Annotated in this window: 19 protein-coding genes and 1 pseudogene; 9 read left to right on the plus strand and 11 right to left on the minus strand. The window is 41.6% G+C overall.

Going from position 1 to position 22607, the window contains the following annotated elements; genetic code table 11:
- The 4 genes from A6D97_RS08470 to A6D97_RS08485 form a co-directional block, all read right to left on the minus strand.
- A partial coding sequence (locus tag A6D97_RS08470; RefSeq protein ID WP_139074308.1) for an NUDIX domain-containing protein occupies nucleotides 1-141 on the minus strand: 141 nt, incomplete at its 3' end.
- A complete protein-coding gene (locus A6D97_RS08475) occupies nucleotides 134-973 on the minus strand; it encodes an HNH endonuclease signature motif containing protein (RefSeq protein ID WP_065584197.1) in 840 nt (279 codons plus the stop codon). The genes A6D97_RS08470 and A6D97_RS08475, both read right to left, overlap by 8 nt.
- Before the next feature lie 33 nt (nucleotides 974-1006).
- Entirely contained in the window at nucleotides 1007-2977 is a 1971-nt protein-coding gene (locus tag A6D97_RS08480; protein ID WP_065584198.1) for a hypothetical protein, read from the minus strand.
- The gene (locus tag A6D97_RS08485; protein WP_065584199.1) at nucleotides 2974-6465 is read right to left on the minus strand and encodes a hypothetical protein; all 3492 of its coding nucleotides are present in this window, start codon (nucleotides 6463-6465) and stop codon (nucleotides 2974-2976) included. Before A6D97_RS08485 ends, A6D97_RS08480 begins: the two co-directional genes overlap by 4 nt.
- A gap of 142 nt (nucleotides 6466-6607) precedes the next feature.
- Here A6D97_RS08485 and A6D97_RS08490 point away from each other — a divergent pair, with 142 nt between their 5' ends.
- On the plus strand, nucleotides 6608-7468 hold the full coding sequence (locus A6D97_RS08490) for a WYL domain-containing protein (protein ID WP_065584200.1): 861 nt from the start codon (nucleotides 6608-6610) through the stop codon (nucleotides 7466-7468).
- A 96-nt stretch (nucleotides 7469-7564) separates the two neighbouring features.
- Here A6D97_RS08490 and A6D97_RS22015 read toward each other — a convergent pair whose 3' ends face one another.
- From A6D97_RS22015 to A6D97_RS08505, 5 genes and pseudogenes are all read right to left on the minus strand, one after another.
- A complete protein-coding gene (locus A6D97_RS22015; protein WP_170791816.1) occupies nucleotides 7565-7711 on the minus strand; it encodes a hypothetical protein in 147 nt (48 codons plus the stop codon).
- A gap of 28 nt (nucleotides 7712-7739) precedes the next feature.
- Nucleotides 7740-10628 carry a UvrD-helicase domain-containing protein gene (locus tag A6D97_RS08495; RefSeq protein WP_065584201.1) on the minus strand — a complete coding sequence of 963 codons (2889 nt, stop codon included), beginning with the start codon at nucleotides 10626-10628 and terminating at the stop codon, nucleotides 7740-7742.
- A gap of 114 nt (nucleotides 10629-10742) precedes the next feature.
- Nucleotides 10743-10937, minus strand: a pseudogene (locus A6D97_RS22190) (hypothetical protein); the annotation flags it as partial.
- 312 nt (nucleotides 10938-11249) lie between these two features.
- Nucleotides 11250-11456: a hypothetical protein gene (locus tag A6D97_RS08500; RefSeq protein ID WP_065584202.1), complete on the minus strand. Its 207-nt coding sequence runs from the start codon at nucleotides 11454-11456 to the stop codon at nucleotides 11250-11252.
- 208 nt (nucleotides 11457-11664) lie between these two features.
- The gene (locus A6D97_RS08505; RefSeq protein WP_065584203.1) at nucleotides 11665-11853 is read right to left on the minus strand and encodes an AlpA family transcriptional regulator; all 189 of its coding nucleotides are present in this window, start codon (nucleotides 11851-11853) and stop codon (nucleotides 11665-11667) included.
- Nucleotides 11854-13209: 1356 nt separating this feature from the next.
- Here A6D97_RS08505 and A6D97_RS22020 point away from each other — a divergent pair.
- The gene (locus tag A6D97_RS22020) at nucleotides 13210-13383 is read left to right on the plus strand and encodes a hypothetical protein (RefSeq protein ID WP_170791817.1); all 174 of its coding nucleotides are present in this window, start codon (nucleotides 13210-13212) and stop codon (nucleotides 13381-13383) included.
- A gap of 372 nt (nucleotides 13384-13755) precedes the next feature.
- On the opposite strand, the gene A6D97_RS08510 is transcribed toward A6D97_RS22020, so the two are convergent.
- The gene (locus tag A6D97_RS08510; RefSeq protein WP_065584204.1) at nucleotides 13756-14682 is read right to left on the minus strand and encodes a LysR substrate-binding domain-containing protein; all 927 of its coding nucleotides are present in this window, start codon (nucleotides 14680-14682) and stop codon (nucleotides 13756-13758) included.
- Nucleotides 14683-14794: 112 nt separating this feature from the next.
- On the opposite strand from A6D97_RS08510, the gene A6D97_RS08515 reads away from it, so the two are divergent.
- Genes A6D97_RS08515 through A6D97_RS08545 form a run of 7 tightly spaced genes read left to right on the plus strand, consistent with a single transcriptional unit; the run spans nucleotide 14795 to nucleotide 20855 of the window.
- Nucleotides 14795-15283 (plus strand): TRAP transporter small permease subunit, encoded by a 489-nt coding sequence (locus A6D97_RS08515; protein WP_017065560.1) that lies wholly within the window; start codon nucleotides 14795-14797, stop codon nucleotides 15281-15283.
- Nucleotides 15280-16578: a TRAP transporter large permease gene (locus A6D97_RS08520; RefSeq protein ID WP_017065559.1), complete on the plus strand. Its 1299-nt coding sequence runs from the start codon at nucleotides 15280-15282 to the stop codon at nucleotides 16576-16578. Before A6D97_RS08515 ends, A6D97_RS08520 begins: the two co-directional genes overlap by 4 nt.
- A 13-nt stretch (nucleotides 16579-16591) precedes the next feature.
- Nucleotides 16592-17617 (plus strand): TRAP transporter substrate-binding protein DctP, encoded by a 1026-nt coding sequence (dctP, locus tag A6D97_RS08525; RefSeq protein ID WP_054541262.1) that lies wholly within the window; start codon nucleotides 16592-16594, stop codon nucleotides 17615-17617.
- Between the two features lie 57 nt (nucleotides 17618-17674).
- On the plus strand, nucleotides 17675-18772 hold the full coding sequence (locus A6D97_RS08530; RefSeq protein ID WP_065584205.1) for an FAD-dependent oxidoreductase: 1098 nt from the start codon (nucleotides 17675-17677) through the stop codon (nucleotides 18770-18772).
- The gene (locus tag A6D97_RS08535) at nucleotides 18756-19052 is read left to right on the plus strand and encodes a (2Fe-2S)-binding protein (RefSeq protein WP_065584206.1); all 297 of its coding nucleotides are present in this window, start codon (nucleotides 18756-18758) and stop codon (nucleotides 19050-19052) included. The genes A6D97_RS08530 and A6D97_RS08535 overlap by 17 nt, the downstream gene beginning before the upstream one ends.
- Nucleotides 19053-19063: 11 nt before the next feature.
- Nucleotides 19064-20524, plus strand: a complete 1461-nt coding sequence (locus A6D97_RS08540) for an NAD(P)/FAD-dependent oxidoreductase (RefSeq protein ID WP_065584207.1) — start codon at nucleotides 19064-19066, stop codon at nucleotides 20522-20524.
- Nucleotides 20496-20855 (plus strand): RidA family protein, encoded by a 360-nt coding sequence (locus tag A6D97_RS08545; RefSeq protein ID WP_065584208.1) that lies wholly within the window; start codon nucleotides 20496-20498, stop codon nucleotides 20853-20855. The genes A6D97_RS08540 and A6D97_RS08545 overlap by 29 nt, the downstream gene beginning before the upstream one ends.
- Before the next feature lie 108 nt (nucleotides 20856-20963).
- On the opposite strand, the gene A6D97_RS08550 is transcribed toward A6D97_RS08545, so the two are convergent.
- Nucleotides 20964-22598, minus strand: a complete 1635-nt coding sequence (locus tag A6D97_RS08550) for an FGGY-family carbohydrate kinase (protein ID WP_065584209.1) — start codon at nucleotides 22596-22598, stop codon at nucleotides 20964-20966.
- Between the last annotated feature and the right edge of the window lie 9 nt (nucleotides 22599-22607).

Below are 22607 nucleotides of genomic sequence, written 5' to 3' on the forward strand. Positions count from 1 at the left end.
TTCACCTGCTTCTACCTTTCCACCAGGAAACTCCCATTTCTGGCTGATATAATCGAGCTGAGACGGCCCTCTTTGGACCGCCAAAAACTGACCACCGTTCATCAGTACGGCAGCCACCACTTCGATATGTTTCTTACTCATTTTCATGCTCTTTTAGTAATTGCTTACAACGAGACTTCAAAGCCTTTACATCGTTTGTGTCATCAACGATGTGCATCTTCTTATGGCAATTTGGGCATAACGCCACTGTATTGTCTGGCGTGTCATCGCCATCTTTGGACAACCAGACGATATGATGCGTCTCAAGGTAAGGATCACCTTTAGCATTGTTAAACGGAGCTGGTTTCAAACAAAGCTGACATTGACCTTTAGCCAATCGTTTAGCAAGTTCAGCTACCCAAACATTTCGTTCATAGCTGGTGGATTGTTGCTGATAACGTGTAGCTGTTTTTCCACCTTTCGCAGCTAAAGCCTGTAGCTCTTCAACTGTTAGCTTTCTGGCTTTACGAACTCGAACGCTCTCAACGCTATCTCGATCTTCTTTTTTAACCTGGCGCTCACCCGTTACAAGCTGTAGAGGGAATAAATATGCTTTTCTTGGATTACCTTGTTCATCATCTTGCGTTTCCGAGTGCGGTTCACCGTCGAGAGCGACTTCGCCAACATAGGTGTACTCTTGGTCCTTAAACACTTCAAATAAGTGAACAGAGACGCCATTGGTTCTCGATTCAGCTAGCGTTTTATTCTGCTGAAACGTTAGGCTTTGATCGCCTTTAGAGCCCATGCCTGTATAGTGGAGAACGTCACCTACCCACCGGTCATCATAAATAGACTTTATGTGGTTCGATACAATGACTAATGTGTTGGTTTTATGTGAACGTCGCATCCCACCTTGTGGGCTACAACCGAAGACTTCGCACAGTTCTGTGTTATTTAGTTTGGTGCCTGGGACAAGTTGGGACTCATGAACCATCTAATTTTCCTTTATAAAACTCTGTCATTCAGTTCACTTCTGCCACTTCTTACTTTCTCGACATTCCGATAAGTACTTAAATGGGAAGGGTTTCACAGTGGCAAGTTTATTGCGAACAAAGTAGCTTTTGGTTAATTCTAAACAAAGCTGCTTTAAGTCATCAGGACCTTCAAGGTACCTGATATGGTTGAACTGTCCACGACTGAACTTAAAACCGCCTTTTTCACTGCCAACAAAATATGCAGAATGCTCTGCGTCGAAGAAGTGTCCCGTTAAGGCTTCGAGGTATTCATTGTGTTCACCTTTCAACGAGTAATTGAGCATTACGCCAGTCTCTTGGAAGTATCCGTCAACGAGTGCTTGCTCGGCATTGGAGCGGTAGCCAATCTTGGCAGCTTTCAGGTCTTCTTTATAAAATTCTTTCTGTAATGGGAGCATCTCCAACATGGACTTGAGTTTGTCATTTATTGGATCATTTACGTAAATTGAGTCGGAGAGATACTGAGCGATAAACTCACGGCTTATGCCTTTTTGGTTACTAGCCTTTAGATGGTCGAGCACTTCAAAGAGCTTTGCGGCATCCGGAATAGCGGCGATTTCTTCATGAACAATGGTACAGATTTTAGGAGGCTGTTGTGCCATATCGATCACGTAGCTCAGCGTTTCAAAATAGCGTTTCTTTTCAGGAAACTCTATACCGAGCCCATCAAAGTAAAACTCATCCTGTTGCTCATAATGAAACCTTCCGTTTTCACATTTCAATATATGGAAAACTGCCTCCTTATCTCTATATTTAGGGTCTTCTATCTCAACAAACCAATAGTTGTCTTTTAGCGTTTGAATTAGGAACTCACCCTTCAAACACTCTTGTTTAATCGCCATTTCTTTTACTACGGCATCAATGATCGGGCTTAACGCATCCCCTTTGGCCTTTGGACGGACAGAAGTAATCGTGGAGTTGTAGATACTTTGCGTCACTCTATCTGTTGTATAAAAGCTTGCCTTGGGGTCAGTTAAGTCAAACTTTTCATAACTTTCAGCTGTATCTAAAACTACGAGTAATGGCTTTCTAGCATCTATATCTACAGTCTCAATAAAATCAATCTGCACGGGCCATTGCTGATGTTTCAGTTTCTCAAAGCCATCCTCTTTCAAAGACGCGTTTACAACCTGTAAACCACCAGCATCATCGATAACCTGATAGATACGTCGATACACATTTTCTACATCACGCTTGTTATAGTGTTCCCGCCAACTGGCCTCAATAGGCTTCAATTGCATAGATACATAGCCAGAGAAATACGTATTCATAAGATCAACGAACTGGTAAATTGCCCCAGTTTTCGTCTTTTGCAGTGAAATAGGCTCTTGACCTGTAATGTCGATAGCATTTGTCGTAAACTTTTTCTTCCCTGGGCTATGCACTATGAGATTACCCTTAGGGTTGCGTCGCAATAGCCCGCTTTCCGTATCAAACTCAAATTTGGCTTGCTTTTCAATGTAGCTGGGCGACTTGTATACCGTTTCTATCGGCGAAAAAGTGGTACCGTCCATCGATATGAATAAGGAGTTAAAACGTACGCTCTCCTTGAGTTCAAATTTTAAGCATTTATAGACAGTATGCTCGAAGAATTTATCTGGCTCGACAAAAAGAAACGTTTCTCCAAGCCCTGAAAAAAACTGGCTTGGTGTAACTTTGCCTATAGCTCGTACGAAAAGGCGCCCCAGTAGGAGCAGATCACAGTCTTCAAACTGTACACGCTCAAAGGCGATATCCACTGATTCAGGCTTGTTTTTTTCTTGTTTTTCGAGCAAGACCCAATAGTAACGAGAGTGTCTAATCAATGCTTTAGGCTTACATGCTCGCTCCACTAAACTCAACTGCTTCGCGTAATCTACTTTCCCCATGTTTTTGTCTAATGACACTTTGTAAATTACGTATTTTTGGCTCAACGCTTCGAAATTAAAGGTTAATTCAATGAGGGTAGTTAAACTTCGGCTCATTTTCTTCGCTCCGTACTTAGATTCAGAAATTCGAGTAATTGACTCATTGGCGGAACATTATTTGTGCCTGACACACCGTCGATAATTCCCGGTATTTCAATAACGTCTGCAAGCTCTGGGCTAGTATGTTTGACAAATTGCTTATCATTAACCACATATTTTCGCGAATTTATTCCTTCCGCTCCGCTCCAAATAGTATTGATATACATCGCTTGCATGTACTTGTTTGCAAACTCGATTGGAGGATTCACCCTAATTTCATCCAACTTGACTTTGCACTTATCCAAGGTGTTGTCGTGAACCAAACAGCCTGTTTCTAAATCCCAATGTTTGACGTCAACCAAAAGGATTTGACTGCCAAGTTCGATGTATCCATCAAACCACTCCACACATCCATCAGGCATAGTTTGAATCTCATAGCCAAACTCCTTCAAAATTGCGCAAACCGCTTCTTCACCAAGCGCCCCCATATAGAGATCAAACATGGCAGGTGCTAACATAAATTGGTTACTACCAAATGTTGTAGCATACCCATTAGCTTCGAAATGTGCATAGACTAAAGGATTTTTCATAAGCAAAGCCAGGCGAGCAGACTGCTCAGAAACATCTCTTAACCCTGGTACATCTGAGGGATCAATGAAAATTTCGGTGATCCCTTTCTCATCGGAATAGTTGATTTGATACTGGTACTGACCTAAAGGTTTCTGTACATCGATATAGTAACGAACCTCCTCGCCTGTTGGTGATTGCAACATAGTTGGTTTTCTCAACATCCAGGACCTCAACCTTTCGTACTGACCGATTGCATTCTCGTTCTGGTGCTCATACACACTAGTGACTAGTCTTTGGATATGCGCAAAATTTCGTGAAGCTCTCGGATGGTAGGACATAGTTTGTTTATCATGCTCCTGTGATTTTCGGTGCTGTTTGATATTGGTTATCAATGCTCTGTACTCATGGGATAAATACGAGAGATTACGACTGTCTTTGGCTAACGTTTCAACAAAATCAGTAACCGCATCATACATGATGGTAATTTCAAGTTGTTTCCATTCGGTACGGCACATTCGACCGAGTGCTTGCTCGATGAAACGATAAACTGCATATCGGTAGTCTTCGCTCCCTTTATAGGTTGTGATCATTGAGCTCACAGCAAAGCCACTAACCTTTGGTGAAATTAGGAACTTGAGTTTTGATTTAACTTCGTTGGCAACAACAATACCTTTTTCGTGAAGCATCAACGCATCATGAATGTTCTTTTTAATTGCCACATCTCGTGCCTTCGCATCTAGATCTTCGCCAATTCTGCTACCAATCAAGCTCTTGGGCTGTTCTAAATAAATAGAATCAATATCAGTTTTACTCTGGAATGGTGCGGTACCCTCAGGACCAACGTACGTCAACGTATGTTTTTCAGAAATTGTGTAAGATGGTGACAACCCCGCCCCAGTCGCCTGATAGTTTGTAATCACTGCAACTTTCTCAGTGGTGTTCTCCAACATATTTAATATTGCCTGGAACTGATCATTCCTAAATGAAGCAGCATTGATGTTCTCGAATATTGTGACACCGTATTTTTGGCCAACTTTCACCATAAAATCCATAAATTCAAGATTCTTATAACTTTTGTTGAGCATACAGAAATGGTATCTGTTATCAGGATGAAGAGAGAACAGACGGATAGATTCAAGCAGCTTATTAGCTCGGTTTACGGCAAATTTCAATTGAGCTATGCCCACATTTAGTAGTTTACACAGCTCATTTTCCAGTAATGCTGGGTGAAGTTTTACCCCTTTGAATTCCTTGTACAGCTCCGCAACACCACCCCACTCCACACGCTCAGATATGCCTTTTACGCTAACTTGAATCTGGTTTACTTCGTACCTACGCTTATCGCAGTATTCCGTTTGTATCGCCACTTTTTGTGCAGGATTAAGAAGAACTAATCGATCTGACAGAACATCACTTAAATACTCGAGATCAAAGTTATGGATTGCAGTTCGGCTTGTAGCAGTTGCACTAATACCAAGGACCCTAGCCCCAGCCAAAACCCAGTGAGCGAGCAAGCCGGTTGATGTTAATGCCAAATCAAACGTGTTAGCGCTAGCGGTATTATCTGTGTCGCTATACTTGGCAATGTTGGCGATTTCGTACCCGCTATCGTGGAAACTATAAGCTTTATGTTCATTTTGGACTTTGAAGCTTAACCGGGAAGAGAGTAAAGACATGATGCTTGGTGTAATTTCCACCAGTCCCAAGTTATTGAGCACTTTACCTACCAGATTCTCTGTAGTGTAGGTTTTCGGGTCTTCTGAGCTTTCTAAGTTCTTTTTAAGTTTAAGGATCGCACTTAGCATACCGTTGCAGAATGTTCTAACAAGCTGAGCGCCATTGTTCACAAACTGTATGGCACTTTCGGCACCGCCAGGGCCAATCTCGTGGCTGACTAACGCATGGTTAATCTGTGATTTCAACACTTCGTGCCTAAAGTTAATGGCATGAATGGACATTCTGTCAGAGAGAAGCGTGAATATTCGATTTTGATTTTCACTTCCCTTCTGAATTGTCGCGTCTGTGATAAACGGACGATAGCTGACAAACCATTTGTCTTTATATTCCGCAAGCGCATTGCGAAACCGGTCAAAGCACTTATCAACTCCGTCAAACTCAGGTGCCCCGTGAATTCTGAAGCTATCAAAACTCGAATAGAACTTGCGGGTTAGAGCAATGATGTCGTAATCAGATACAGTGTTGATTAAGTGGGTAAGGAATTCACTTTGCTGACGGTCGAACTCATCGAGGATCAGCAGTGAGTTATCAAGAAAGTCGCTTATTCTGTAGCTTTTATCTATGCCATGCCACGGGTAGAGCAGCTTGGATGTAGTAAGAAATAGTACCTGAGTTTTACCCTGATCAATCCTTCTCGCCGGGAAGATTCGGTCTAAAATTTCATCTAACTTCGCATCTAGGGTTTCTTTCCCTTTTAAGCATGCTCTTAGCAATGTGAAAATTTTACGGTGTTGATCTCGTAGGTCCTCATCAAACACCGCCGTATTGCTGCTATTTTTTGCTTGATTTAGCAACTCGACCTTATCGAGTATCGTTTTAACTTCCCTTTGCTGCTGTATATCGAGAGTCTCAAATATTGTCGCCCAATCCTCATCGGATAATTCAGCAATGCAAGTATCTTGGGCTGGAATCCAAATAACATTGCGTTTCAGTTCTTCTTTTTGTAAAGAGCTAAGCGTTGCCCTGTCATCAATACGATCAAGCAAAGAGTTATACGCTTCCTTCACGTTGAGTCTTAAGTTCGTTGAGTAAATGAGCGTTATCTTTGAATCAGCTATTAAGTGTTCAAGTTGAAGCTCCGTAGCCTGATAGGTCTTACCAAGGCCTGTTTGGGCATCAACAATTGCCAAAAAACCGTCTTTTGACTGGCAAGTTTCAGGACCTGCCATTTCTAGATAAGTTTCAAGTAATGCGCTCATTACACTCGCTCCAAGATGTTTTCCTAACAGTTAGCCACAGACTAACTTGACGATAAAATAGCCAAGCAATATTATGTCGCTAATGAAGACAGGTAAATACTGAATACATATACACGTCGCATAATTAGACAGGAATTGGAAAATGCGTAAATGGCCAATAAGATGGGATCTACTCTTCCGGTATAGAATGATCGAAGTCATTGCATTATGGGAAGGTAGATTAACAACCAACCATCTGATTCAGAGTTTTGGCATTGGTCGGCAGCAAGCTTCAAAAGACATCAACACTTATCTTACAGATGTAGCCCCTGGTAACCTTACCTATGACAAACAGCTGAAAGGTTACAAACCCAGCAGTAACTTTGTCCCAAAGCTAACGAGCGGTCATGCTGATGAATATTTACACATTCTTTCAAGAAGTGAAGATATAACCATCACATTTAAAGAGCTTGATATGGGCTTTGAAAATACAACGATGGTCCGTCCGGTAACACGTAACATTGCGCCTGAAATCTTACGCCCACTGGTTCAAGCTATCAGAGAGAAGAAACGTGTCGATATAAGCTACACATCACTAAAAGATGGGATTGAGGTTGATCGGTTGATTTCCCCGCATACTCTCGTTTGCACACCACTACGTTGGCACGTTCGAGCTTATTGTGAGTATTCCAGAGGCTATAGAGATTTTGTGTTGAGCCGAATTCGAGGTGTTCCAGCTCTTGATACAAAAAAAATAAAAGGGAAAGAACAAGATGAGCTTTGGAACACTCACCTCTCTATTAAGTTAATCCCCGACTCCAGATTGACCGAAGCCCAGGCCAAAGTGATTGCACACGACTACGGTATGGAAAAAGGCATCCTGGCAATATCGACGAACGCAGCATTGGTTCGCTATGTTCTGGATGCTTATAACATCGATATTAACGTGTTGAATTCGAACCCCAAAGGACAACAGATCATCTTAGGGAATTTTGAAGAGCTGAGACCGTACCTAATATTCTAATCACAGTATATCTTGGCGAGAGACTGCTTATCCGCACATAAAGAGAACTTGCTGTGTGGGCGCCCGTTAATCATCGTCACGTACCAATGAAGTAAGCTAAGCCATCACGGATTCGTCAACCTGTGGGATAAACCCTGCAACGATGATTTCAACCATACATTTTGGCATTAGAACCGTAACATTCAAATCACCGTGTATATCTGCTTGAGCTGTATATCCATCTGGATGCCAGTAACTGTACAAGTTTGCCAACTTTCATGTGCTAGCCCAATCAAAGTTCGTTAGCGGTACAGTTAAGTGTATAACCACAATTTTTATCTGCATTTTTTCTATATGTCGAACAACTCCAAAACTTACCGTACTTACCATTTCTTAGCTTCATCTCACTACCACAACGCTTACAGAGCGGTCGAATGTCGCCACACTCTTCGTTAATGCATTCCTGAAAGCCAGGCTTAGTCGTACTGCTCATCGGGCTACCACACTGGCTACATGGGGTTTCCTTGTGTTTACAGCGAGGATAAAAAGAACACGACAAAAACTTACCGTAGCGACTAACGCGCTCTTTCAATATTCCTGTTTTACAGCTGCTACAAGAAATCTGTTCAAACAGTTTCTGTACAAACGATGCATCAAATTCATCGGTATCTACGAAGTATTTGTTCTTTATAAGTTCGATGACAAAATCACTGACATCAGTCATATCAGCTAATAGGTACGCTCTATGTTTTGCTCTGGTTAAAGCGACATAAAAAAGACGTCTCTCTTCAGCAAACTCGTAATCATCACCTTTAGGTAATAGCGCGTCCACCAGCGGAGGGGTTACTTTTTGAGACGGGAAGCCGTGCTTACCCGTTGTTAATCCCGTAATAATGACATAGTCGGCTTCTTTACCCTTAGAGGCATGGAATGACTGACAGGTAATCTGTAAGGATGGGTACTGTCTATTAATTTCTTGAAGCTGCTGGTAATCAGGCATTTGATGCCAAAATCTGGCTAGTAGATACACCTTATTCTGCGCTGGTTTACCTGAGGTATGAACGCAAGCCAAAACAGCATTAAGCGCTTTTTCTAGGGGAGATACACCTTGTTCATTTCTGCCTTGTCTGAGGATCGATACAGCAGGCTTGTTAACCTTAATAAGGGACTGAATGTCTTTTTTGATTTGTACTGGGTTTCTGGAGACAAATTGCGTTGCCACATCTCCAATCGCACTGTTAAAACGAAACGTTAAATCCAATTTTGTTTCCGAAGTCGCACCGAAATACTCAACAAAATTGGTAGTCAGCTTAACGTCTGCGCCACTGAAGCGATAGATAGCCTGCCAATCATCCCCAACGCAAAACAGCGAGGTACCAGGCAGTGAATCACGCAACGCTTTGACAAGCCTAGCTCTGGACTCTGAGATGTCTTGAAACTCATCCACTAAGATGTATTTCCAGGATGAAACAAACTGTCCGGTTTGGACATACATCAATGCTTTGCTGATCATGTCATTGAAATCTATCCACTGCTTTTCACGAAGAAACAGCTCATACCGATTGTATAGTGGATACAACAGCTCTAACGCTTTCTCTGTTTGCTTAGGGTCGATTGAATTTCTAATGACGTTCTCTATAGCAATATCATCAAGGCAAGCCGCTTTGTACATATCCACCAAAGTACTAAACAATTTAGCCAATTCTGTTACTTGGCCTAACTGGCGAAGGTTATTGAGTAAATCCTGTGGAGGGATGGGGTTAAATTCGACTTCACGCTCCAACAATTTATGTTCAAGCACCTGAAGAAGCTTTCCAACTTTATGTTGGTGATAGAACACCTCAACATAACCAGTCTGGTATTGCTTGTGCGTTTGGCGTTTCCATTCAATCGACTCTTGATAGCGATCTTTATCAATCCACGGGGCTGTATTACCGTGCTCATCAGTACCGTAGTATTCAATGTAAATATCGTGGTCTGGTAAATAAAAGTCTGGGTGATATTGACGATATTGATCTGTACTTACGTCAAATCGATAGCTCGCCTCATACTCATAATTAATTCCGTTTCTAAATAACCAGTTAGCAATGACAACCTCACCGTAACTCTTTACCTGGTCCCCTTTCAACGAACGGATGTCATTGTCAGTTAAGTACTGTAGATACTCACCTTCACTTTGAAACTCAAAATGGTTCTTATCAACAAAGTAATACGAGCTGAAGTACTCAAGTAAAGACTCACGGTAGCCATCATCAAGCATGAGTTGATCTAGGTTATCGTTCATCCATTTTGATTTAGCTTTAATGTCGTCTTCAAATGGGGATAGGTTTGGTTTTGAACCTTCAACTTCAGCGATAATTTTCATACCCAAGCTATGGAACGTGCTGGCTCTCACTTCATCAAAACCCAGTTTGTCTTTGATGCGCTCGTCCATTTCCTTAGCTGCAATACGGCCGTAAGCCAGTAGCAAGATATCATTTGCAGTCGCTTGTTCACTATTAATCAGGTACCCAGTTCTACCAACCATAACACTCGTTTTACCGGTACCCGCTCCGGCTAAAAGTAGATTGTTGTCGTTATCTGTAATACAAGCGATTCTCTGCTTCTCTGTTAACGGGTTGGATTCAACGTTGTCGAAAAACACTCCGTATTCTGTTAGCTGCTTTTGGACGTAGGCATCTCGCATATTCTCAATATCTGACGGCTTCCAGGCACAAATCACATCAAGTGTCTGAGCGACCTTTTGGGCTAGTTCGCTTAACCCTAAAGCTGACCGCCATCCCTTCCACTTTTTCACTTCTTTATTTGCGATGGTTTGAAAGCTTTGAGTTTCAGACGTTCTAATAAAACTTGCGACAGAGGCGTTCTCCACTTGGTTCAAAAATGGAATCAGTTTCTGAGCGTTACTGTTGGCCCAAAAAGGAAAGAAGGTGTGTTTGTGTCGATGTGCAAATAGGTAGCTCAACATCGGAACGGACAAACCGGCGTCATTTGTTTCAAACGACAAAACGCCACCTGAAAAGCCTAATTTGGCTACTGGAGGAGCAACTATCGTATCCCACTTGTACAACGTTTTTATATTGTCTTTGAAGATGGTAATACCGTCTTCGTTAACGTTTACCTGTTGTCGCTTGCCAAGAAGGTGTGCCAAAAAATTGGTTTTGAGGATAAGTTTCGTCATTAAAAATACAATCGCAAAGTTGGGATGATAACGTTATATGCAACTGTAGTTTACATGACAAAGTATGAACTATAGTGATCTACATCGGTATTGGCAGGAATAGAGCTCTGACTTTTACCCAGAGCCCTCTGAAGGTATTGAGCAAGTATTCAATTCGCGTCCTTTAAATAACTCGCCTCGATGATAACGAAGGTATGGTCTGTGGGCCGGCATGATGTTAAATGCCATATCTTCCTTCAAACCGATCACATCAGGTGATTCCAAGTAGCTTGAAATCATTACTTTTCCATAATCATCAAAGGAGATGAAACGCTTTATCTACAACAGTGTTTTCGTTGTAACAGGAGGTATTTTCAGACGTAAACTGACCCATATATCAATCTCATTCGTTGATACATGAGTCGGTTGGATATGATGATTAAGTCTTAATAATTGTGACTTGGGTTGCTGTGCGTCATTACGGTATCAAACCAGGGTTCTGCCTTTGAGCGTAACACCGCATAATCTAATCAAACCTAAGGGGGCAAGCAAACGCCAAATGAGACAGTATCTAGTTCCTGACCTCAGTTCGACTTTGAATCCAATCAGATATATCAGAGCTTAACCATCTGTCCGTCTCGTTTACTCATCTTTATTAATATCCAGCTTTTTATTACACCAAGCCATAATTTTCTCTGCATAGATAGTAACAACACCAACACCTAGCATAAGAAGAATATAGAGCCATCCAAGCCAGTAAAAAGGCTTTGGCACATTCGGAGCTATAATTGCAGCTATGCTACCGAACGACATTAGCGAAAAAACAACTTTCCAGAATAATTCCTGCATAGTGAACCTTTAACTCAGTTAATAGAACACCCAAACTAGCATGTCTTATTTATTTCCAAAATCAGCATGTAGCACCACTCAAACGATCAAAGTAGTTGCATACGAAGGTATGCGTAAAGGAGAAATGGCTTTCCATAACTGTAAATGTTAACTGCTCTAGAATTAGCTTCTTCGCACGTCGGTCACAAGTGCGAAGAAGCTCTCCATTTTACTTGTTACAACCAACACGATGCTGAATCCACTCAGATATATCAGAGCTTAACCACCCTACACTTCTTGGCCCTAGTGAAACACTTTCAGGGAAATGCCCGTCTTTCATCCAACTGTAAATTGTACTTCTGCTAACTCCGACAATTTGCTTAACTTCTTCTAAGCGCAATACTCTTAAATCTTCCATATCAATCACCTGTACACCGTAGTGCTTTCCAATAATTAAGTACTGTTTACAGTATTTAACTGCCGGTATTCTTCGCACAACTGACTTAAGGAAAAAACTAACTGGCGTTTAATCTGTACATTTAGCATCGTGATGTCCTTTTAACTTCCAAATAAAACCAGCATAAAACTATGTGCAAAATTTCCTAAATGCGTGATACACATATCAGGAATACTAAAATCACGATATAACCAATTGTTTTAAAAGAAATTTAAAACTGATTACGGAAAAATGAGATAGAGTTACGGCATTTACCAATGCAATAATTAGTCATAGATGAGACGTAGATCACAAAATAAATCTAAATTTAAACCGAGGAGAACGTTATTAAATGAAGCGTAGGTTCGACGAACCACGAACCGAAGTGTTAAATGAAGTTTTATATTTCCTTTGTCAAAGCCCTAATAAAAATTTAATTATTTACTAAATAAATTAACAATTTTTATTAAACAACGAAATTAATTGTGGCTAGTAAGTCGACCTAGTATTATTCTTGGTAAAAAGTTACCGATGAAACCAACACAAGTATTTACAAATGATTAATACATAATTGACTTCAACTATTCCATTAAATGTTCAGTTAAGACATTGTCGGCATATAGAACTAAACACAGATCGTATATCAAAGAGATAAATATATCGCTCTCGAATGATTTAAATAATAATTTTGGCGATTACCTTGTTGCGGTATCGCGCTGAAGGAAAACAATACATTACTTGAGTAACTATCCAATTGAATGTCGTCAACTCAACCACCTCAGTATAGGTGGCTTACTTTCTCACTTAAAGGCAGTCAGAAATTTGGGCAACATCACTCACATCATAGGTGCCACCTTTGTGCTGTGCTACCTAAAGCCGTTAGAAAAGCATTGTCATTTTTGCCTACAAAAAAGCAGTAAAGTTAATTTCATTAAATCTACTACTTAACGAATGTAGTAACAAAAAGACATGTCTTTTTGTACTATATAGATACTAGTACTAAATCGCATGACTTTTTGTACTACGTGATTGTTGCTCCATCTTGATCGGTTTAGAAACTGACTAAAGGGCCAAACAACTGAACGTGGCACATTCTACTGGTTCCTAGCATTCGCTAGAACGAAAGGTATTCCTCCACTAAATTTAAAGCGTTTCCGTCCTGCTACAATGTTTAAAAAAAGATCGAAACCACCATTTAGAGCACGGTTTTGCATCGTTCCCTGTTTGTTTTATCCGTTTTTCAAAGGTTTTTAATATATCTAAAAACTAAGCGGGGATTTTGGAACTACAGTTTTAATGTTATTGTGATTATATTGCTAGGTTAATTAAGGAAAGGGCATGAAGGACATACTTGACGGTTTGAAAGAACTTATTTTATTCACATTAGCTATCGTACTTTTGTTCCTAGGATGGGCTTTTTCTGGTGGTTTTACACCACTTGACATATTAGTACCATTGGCCATTATGATTCATTACATCTGGGCTCTCAAATTTAAAAATAAAAATCAGTGATACTTAACGCACCAATTAAGGAGGTAACATGTGGTTTTCAGTCATTATAATTTATTCTTTATTCCTCTACTCTAAATATAGGAAAGGCTATTTCTACTTATCAAAACCTAAAAGGAGTTCACCCAATGGCGACTCCATATACGAAGAGGATCATAGACATTCACTCAATCATACATTATCACTCGGAAATATTTACCACAAAAATGACTAATGGTTGTACTGTTCTCTGGGAGAAATTTTTTGGAAATAAAGTATAAGTATAGTTGTGATAGAAAGAAACTAACTATTGGGGTGTTTCTATGTTAAAAAAATCGTTAGGACCTATATTTCATTATTCATTGTGACCGTTTAAATATGCGAACATTAAACGGGTCAAAAATCATTGATATCAGACACAAATGCATCTACTGCTTGTCGGATATTTAAAGCAAAGACCTCAGCAAGCTTTGACATTGGTTTGTGAGCAGGTGTCAGTATTGCGTGATCATAAGCTATAGCTGGAGCAAAGGGGCGAAATACAACGTTCCCTTGATTTCCTTTATATAGTTTGTAACTAGCTGCACTGATGGGGTCACAGATACAAGCACATAGCTGTTGTTCGACAAACTCAAAACCAGAGATGTAGTTCTGTAGCTCAAATCTAGGTCGATAAGTGACGTTATGTTCTTCAAATAACAGTCTTGTGTGTTCACTTGCTGAATGACGGGTAAACAGCGCTGCTAGTGGAACATTATCTAAGTCTTTTGGAGTAATGAGCGGTTTACTCGCTAAAGGGTGATCCTTGTGTAATGCACACACTCCCTCAAGCTGTATAGGTTCTACATGAAATGAATCTCTGTCCTTAGGCAGCTCTGAATAACCTATATCGTACTGCTGAGATGCAATCCAGTCTTGAACAATAGTAGAACTTCGCATCATCATGGATACTTCTACTTCAGGTCTGTCCTTTACATATTCGGCAATAACGTGCGGCATAAAAAATAATGCTGCAGCAGGCATACAAGCAATACGTAACTTCCCTCTAGTGAGGTTTTTCACTTCTGCCATTAACTGCGTTGAACGCGTTAAACGCTCTAAAATCGCATCAGTTTCTTCTAGCAAAAAATATGCTTCAGGGTTGGGGATTAAACGCCCCTTTTGTCGTTCAAAAAGTGTCAACCCTAGCTCCTTCTCAAGACCTACGATCATAGAGCTCACTGCAGGTTGAGTTCGGCATAAAGTTTTTGCAGCCACAGTCACCGATCCCGAACGCATTACAGCACGGAACGTTTCTAATTGTTTTATCGAAAGATTGCTCATGACACCCTATAAGTAAAATTTATGACTTTAGAGTAATTTTAAATTTGTTTTTATTGATTGTCACCAATAAAATAACCAAATAATTACAAATACAACAATAAGGAAACATACAGTGGAGCAAAAATTTCGATACTTGCTCACGGCCTTAATTGCATCAGTAGCTCTAATGCAATTTGTTCAGGTCGTGACACGATATATTTTTGAGGTCCCAATTATGGGACTCGAAGAATCAATGGTCATTCCTACAATCTGGCTATATATGCTTGGGGCAGTTAATGCTTCAAGAGAAGACTCTCAGATACGAGCAAATGTCTTAGAAATTTTCATCAAAAGTGAACGCGGGCACACAATTTTGGCACTAGTAGGCGAAATTATAAGTTTTATTATTTCGAGCTGGCTTACTTACTGGGCATGGGATTATGTCAAGTACGCTTGGCGCGTATGGAAAGAAAGCCCCACTCTCTATATACCTACTTTTTATCATGAATGTTCCGTATTCATCGGACTTCTTCTGATCACACTTTTTATTGCCATACATATCGTAAAGCTGGTTAACCAACTTAGAACTCCATCGTCTTTCGTAAATAAGGTGAAACAATGATTGAAGTCGCTCTATTAGCCGTCTCAGTTTTAGTCATACTACTGACTCTCGGCGTTCCCCTTCCATTTTGTTTCGGCGGTGCACTGATGGTCATGAGTTTTGCCGGTGACATGTCGATGAAAGGCAACATGATGTGGGGCGCTGGGCAATTAATGAACCCCGTTTTGTTGGCTATTCCCCTATTTGTATTGGCAGGAACCATAATGAGTAGAAGTGGAATCGCTGCTAGTCTATTAGGTTTTGTGAACGTATTTGTCGGTCATATACGCGGTGGTCTAGGTATCGTAGCTTCTGTTAGTTGCGCGATTATCGGTGCCATTTCTGGAAGCGGATTAACTGGTATTGCGGCTATCGGGCCACTTCTTATCCCCGAGATGGAAAAACGAGGCTACCCGCGAGCTTATGCGACAGCACTCATTGCTAACTCGTCAATATTAGGTCTACTCATTCCGCCAAGCGTGACAATGATTGTTTATGGTTGGGTTACTGACACATCAATTCTGGCTTGTTTCCTCGCGACACTTGGTCCTGGATTGTTGGTTACGTTCAACTTTGCCGCAATCAATATGTTTATGGCTCGTAAGTTCCCACTTGTTTTAGATGACAAGCTGAGCTTACCAGAGATGTTTAAGAAAGCTTCTAGCCAAACATTTAACGCGGTGCCTGCTTTATTGATGCCAGTAATTATCCTTGGTGGTATTTATGGCGGCATTATGACTCCAACAGAAGCTGCGGCAGTTGCTGTTATCTATGCTGTTCCAGTCGGCTTTATGATCTATAAAGGATTGAGTTGGAAGACATTATTAGAATCCGGCAAAGAGTCTGCAACAGCGGTTGGATCTATCATGTTTATGATTTTATTCAGTCTAATTCTTAGCCAAATGTTTGTTGTAGAAGGAATCCCCCAACAATTAGTTGAAGCTATCTTCAATATTACTGATGACAAATTTTTATTACTAATTTTTATTAATCTGTTGTTGTTTGTCGTTGGTATGGTCGTGAACGATTTGACTGCAATCATTCTTATAGCGCCTTTGCTTTTGCCACTAATGACGGCAATTGGCATCAGCCCAATTCAATTTGCCGCAATCATGGGAGTCAATACCGCGATGGGCGGAGTGACCCCACCATATGCGTCAATCCTATACCTTGGTGCTCGCATTGGTAACGTAAAATTCTCTGAAGTTGTTGGGCCGGCAATGCTACTCATTTTATTTGGGTATCTACCTGTCGTAATTCTTACGTCTTTTTGGTCAGAATTATCTCTGTACCTCCCTACTATGTTTGGTTATTAAAAGGAAATTAACAATGTTAAAAACAAGTAAGTTAAAACCATTAAAAACAATAAAAAATGTCACTATGTTGGCATCACTTATGGCCGCCGCCCTAAGTACTTTCCCTGCACATGCTACAACGCTAAAAATCAGTCATGTACGCCCACAAGGTACCGTAGTTGATAATGACATCAAGCAGTTAAGCAACGATCTAAAAGCCTCGACAGATGGCGACCTTAAACTAAGAGTCTATGCTGCTAACGCTTTAGGTGATTACACGTTAGTACAGGAACGAATTTCAATTGGTGCAATTGATATGGCATTGCAACCAGCCTCCACATCTACCGACCGTAGAATGCAAATTGGTTTATTACCTTTCTTAGCAAACGATTGGCAAGAAGCTCAAAATATCTACGGTTCAAATGCACCAGTACGCGAAGCAATGGAAGAGCTATTTGCTAAACAAGATATAACATTGCTCGCAGCCTACCCTGTTTACTTTGGAGGAATTTCGTTAAACCGTAATGCAGTTGGTGCTGGTGATCCCGATATAACCAAAGGTATTAAGCTTCGTGTACCACCGATCAAGAGTTTCCAGTTATTAGCAGATAACGTCGGCTATATTGGTTCACCCCTACCTTTTTCAGAAGCTTTTACGGCAGTACAAACTGGTGTAGTTGATGGTGTTATTGGTTCTGGAGCTGAAGGCTATTACGCTTCATTCCGTGATGTAACAAAAACCTATATTCCTCTCAATACCCACTTCGAAATCTGGTACCTGATGATCAATTCTGAGCGCTTAGAAGATCTCGATGAAGCAGAGAGAGCAGCTCTCAAAACAGCCGCAGCTCAATTTGAAAACCGTCGTTGGGGCGCTGCACAACTAGACCAGAAAGCCAATGAACAAAAACTGGTAGAAGCTGGTGCAACAATCATAGAAATGACTCCAAGTCAGTTGAGCAAAACAGCTAACAAAGTACGCGCTACAGTATGGCCTCAAATTATTGACGATATCGGTTCTGATTGGAGCCAGCCAATCTTAGACAAAGCGCTTAATTAAGAAACACCAACCAAAGGGGGCACCCCTGCCCCCTCAACGAAAGCATAAGAGAATGTTATGAAACCGGAATATATTGTTGTCGGTGGCGGAATTGTGGGTTGCGCACTAGCTTATGGCCTTCTTAAAGCGGGTCATCAGGTAACAGTACTGGATGGCGGCGACCTCGATCATCGTGCATCTCGTGGCAATTTTGGCTTGGTTTGGTTGTCGAGTAAAGGGCTCGACGCACCTCACTATGCAGCATGGACTCGCCGATCTGTAAAGTTATGGAAAGAGCTCGCAGAAGAATTAGAAAACGTTACCGGACATAGGCTTAACCTAGTGCAAGAAGGGGGATACGATTTCCACTTCTGTGAAGAAGAATTAATGGCTAAAGCTAAGCAGTATGAGCACCTACGTAAGCAATTGAATAGCGACCATCCATATGAAATTTGGGATCGCAAACGCCTAATACAGGAGGAGCCCGAAATTGGCCCTGACGTCGTCGGTGCAATTTACGGAGCAGAAGATGGTCATGTCAATCCATTGAAGTTACTCAATGCGTATACTGCAGCGATCCGAAAGCTCGGTGCTAATTTAATTACTGGAACTAATGTGTCTGATATTAACCAAGATAAGTCGGGAACGTTTCAAGTCACATTAGAAGATGGGAGGATTTATTCTAGCGACAAAGTTGTTTTGTCTGCAGGTTTAGGAGCAGCTCAATTAGGCCCAAAACTCAACTTCAAAGCATTAGTCTCTCCTCAAAAAGGACAAGTTTTAATCACTGAAAAGCTCCCCAAAAAGATGAAGCGCCCCTCCGGTATTATTCGCCAGGTAGATGAAGGTGGTATCCAGATAGGAGACTCTAAGGAAAATGCTGGATTTGACAACAATGACACCATCGAAACTACAGCTGCTATAGCTGAGCGAGCGATTGCTGTTTATCCATTTTTAGAGCACACCAGGCTAATTCGAAGTTGGGGTGCGACTCGGATCGTTTCACCTGATGGCCTACCAATATATCAACAATCAAAAACACATCCAGGAGCTTACCTAGTGAGTTGCCACAGCGGTATTACACTAGCCGCAGTCCATAGTTATTTGTTACCGCATTGGCTTGAGCAATCTACTAACGCACCAGATTTGGAGGTATTCAGTGAAGACAGATTCTAGATTCCAACGACTTGCCTCAGATAAAGAAAAAGCATCAATTCAGTTTGAATGGGAAGGTCAATATTACATGGCGAATGACGGAGATACCATAGCTGCAGCATTGCTAGCAGCAACGGTAGATCATACTCGTACAACGCCTCAATCCGGCTCACCAAGAGCACCGTTTTGTATGATGGGTAGTTGCTTTGAGTGCCGCGTTGAAGTCGATGGAGAACCTAGCGTTCAAGCTTGCATGAATTTGATTAAAGACGGCATGAAAATTCGCCGACAAACAATGTAATAGGAGGTTTCATGCTAGAACAATCAAACATGAATTTTGATGTGTGTGTGATCGGAGCTGGGCCTGCAGGAATGGCTGCGGCAGTTCAATGCGCTATTGCGGGAGCAAATGTCATGGTTATCGACGAGCAAGCTCAACCAGGAGGCCAAATTTATAGAGCCATACAAGAATCAGGTCACCCACACGGACATATCTTCGGGCCAGATTATTTAAGAGGTGCCGAACTCGTTAAAACTTTTAACCAAGCTAACATCTCTTATTTCTCTGGCGCTACGTTATGGCGAATTGATTCGGACAACGCGGTTTATTGGAGTCGCGATGGGAAAGCTCAAAAAGCGACCGCGAAAAAAATCATCATAGCAACGGGGGCAATTGAGAGACCATTCCCATTCTCAGGTTGGACACTACCAGGGGTGATGACAGCTGGGGCTTGCCAAATCATGATGAAAACATCAGGCATTGTCCCTAAAGATGCAATCTTGGTTGGAACAGGTCCCCTTCTCTACCTACTCGCCGTACAGATGAGCGATGCCGGCGCTACACCGAAGGCCATTGTCGATACTCAGCAAAGCGCAAGTTACTTTAAAGCAGCCGGATATTGGTTGAATGCATGGCAAGGACGCAATTACATAGCCAAAGGCTTAACGCTCCTTTCCAAGATTCATAAGCTTGGGATCAAGCGCTATACATCTTCTACTCACATTGAAGCACTAGGTAGCCAACGTTTAGAAGGCTTAACCTTTCAAAGCTCAGGAAGAACCGTCGATCTTAAAGGTGAAACTGTCTTAGCACATATTGGAGTGATTCCTAACGTCCAACTCACTCGCGCTATGGGGTTGGAACATGTTTGGGATTCATTACAAGTTTGCTGGAAGCCTAAGTTAGACAGTAACAACATGAGTTCACGTTACGGTGTCTTTGTTGCTGGCGACAGCGGGGGCATTGGAGGAGCAATCGTTGCAGAATTACAAGGTGAGCTCGTCGCACAAAAAACTCTGCAAGATCTTGAGCTTAACGGTAATCTCATAACTAAAAATAACGATAACCCCATAAAAGCAATAATAAACAAAGAGCTATCAGTACGACCGTTTCTTGATGCGCTGTATACCCCACCTAAGCAAGCCCTCACCCCCAGCGACCAAACGATCGTTTGTCGGTGTGAAGAAGTAACAGCAAAACAAATCCGCGATCACGTAGATCAGGGAGCCTGTGGGATTAATCAAATAAAAACGTTCACTCGCTGTGGCATGGGCCCGTGTCAAGGACGCTATTGCGGATCAACGGTGGCCCATATTATTAGTGACAAAGTCGGCATTTCAATGGAAAAAGTAGGCTACTACCGACTACGCAACCCTATTAAACCATTGAAACTTGGAGAGCTAGCAAGTCTCACCCCCGCAAAGAGTTCATTTATTAAAAAATATAAAAAAGGAAATATTAAATATGAGCAAGATACAGAGACTGCATACTAATCAACGTATGAGCAAAATTGTGACCCATAACGACACAATATATTTATGTGGTCAGGTCGGAGTCCGTGGTACAAGCGTTACAGAGCAAACTAGAGAAGCGCTTACAAGAGTAGAAAGCCTTCTTGTTGAAGCGGGAAGTGATTGTCAGCATGTTTTACAGGTCACAGTATGGCTAGCTGATATGAGCGATTTCAATGAAATGAATACAGTATGGGATGAATGGTTTGATGAAGGGTTCGCACCTGCGCGTGCTTGTGGTGAAGCGAAGCTCGCTAGCCCTGAACTCAAGGTCGAGCTACTTGTGATTGCAGCACGAAAAACCAATATTTAAAATTTGTAGCGATTATCCACCGGTGAAGTCCATGTGTTAACGGTCTAGTTATTGAACTAGACCGTTAACAGAACCATAAATTACATTTTGAAATATATAAGGGCTTGTCTAAAACTCTCCCATTAAGCGTTTGTACTCCACGTCATCTTCATACATCTTGTGGAATACTTTATATTTCGCGTCATAGAACCGCTTAATCTTTTCAGTTTGGGGCATTACGCTCTTACTGATGCGACTCATGGCATTCATAGCGTCTGGGATATCACTGTAGAAGTCAGCGGCGACAGAGCCGAGCATTGCAGAGCCCAGCAATACCGCTTCGCTTTCTTCCGGCAACAAAATCATACAGCCAGTGGCGTTAGCATGTTCCTGTAAGAATACACTATTCTTAGTACCACCACCGCAAGCCATAATGGTATCAATCTCGTATCCAGATTCGTTCATCACTTCAATGATATGACGTGTACCTAAAGCAATACCTTGTAACGTTGCAAGATATTGCATCGCCATATCATCAATGGTTTTCGACATTTTAAGGCCAGTAATAGTGCCAGTTAAATGAGGATTAGCACGTGGCGAACGGTTGCCATGAAAGTAAGGCAACACATGAATATCTTTCGTCAAAAAAGCTATATCTTCTTTGCTACCAGCAAGTTCTAACAAACGGTTATTAAGCAATTGATAGATGGTTTGACCCAATTTATCAGCCTGCTCTTTAGCTCTGTCATAGATTGGATGTGAAGTAATAATGTGGTCAATCAAAGCACCCGTTGCTGATTGCCCACCCTCATTAAGCCAGTAACCAGGTATCATTGCACCGTAGTATGCCCCCCAAACCCCATCGATAAAACGTGCCGTTTTTGATGCCGCCATATGGCAAGAAGAGGTTCCACCAATCAAAGCCAAACGTTTATTGAAATCCGCTTTTTCACCCGTCATCCCCGCAGCACCTAATACTCCTATACCACCAGCATGTGCATCGATGATTGAGGTACCAACAGCTGTTCCGGCTACCAGGCCCAGATCATCCGCCGCATGAACCGTTAGGCCATCCCCGACAGGCTGACCCATTGGCAAAATACGATCGCCAATTGATTGGGCGTTATCTTCAAGTAAGTCTTCTAAACCTATCAGTTCAAAGAAACTCTTATCCCACTTACTTTCGTGACCAAGGTAAGTCCATTTACATACAGTTGAACAAAGCGATCGACTAGCATCAAAGGTAGCTTTCCAAGTCAGGAAATCTGGTAAGTCAAAGAAATAGCCTGCTTTAGACCATGTATTGGGCATATTTTGTTTTAGCCACAATAACTTTGGTGTTTGCATTTCTGGCGAAATACGGTTGCCAACATATGCCAACACTGGGTGTTCAGTAGTGTTGATGCGGTCTGCTTGCGTGATAGCACGGTGATCCATCCACATCACAATATTTTGTTCACTACGACCTGTTGGGCTAACTGTTAAAGGTTCGCCTTTGTTGTCCAATACAACAAGCGAGCATGTAGCATCAAAACCAATGCCTTTTACTTGAATAGGATCGATATTCGCTTGTGAAACGGCGTCTTTTACTGCCAAACACACACACTGCCAAATGTTTTCTGAAGATTGCTCAACAAAGTCTGCTTGTGGCTTAAACATTTGGGTATCACGCTTCGCTTCACCGACTTTACGCCCATGAGCATCGAATACGCCGGCTCGTGCACTACCACTGCCTACGTCAACACCGATAAAATAAATACTCATATCCTTCCC

Source organism: Vibrio sp. ZF57 (genome assembly GCF_001691235.1).
GTDB classification, from domain to species: domain Bacteria; phylum Pseudomonadota; class Gammaproteobacteria; order Enterobacterales; family Vibrionaceae; genus Vibrio; species Vibrio crassostreae_C.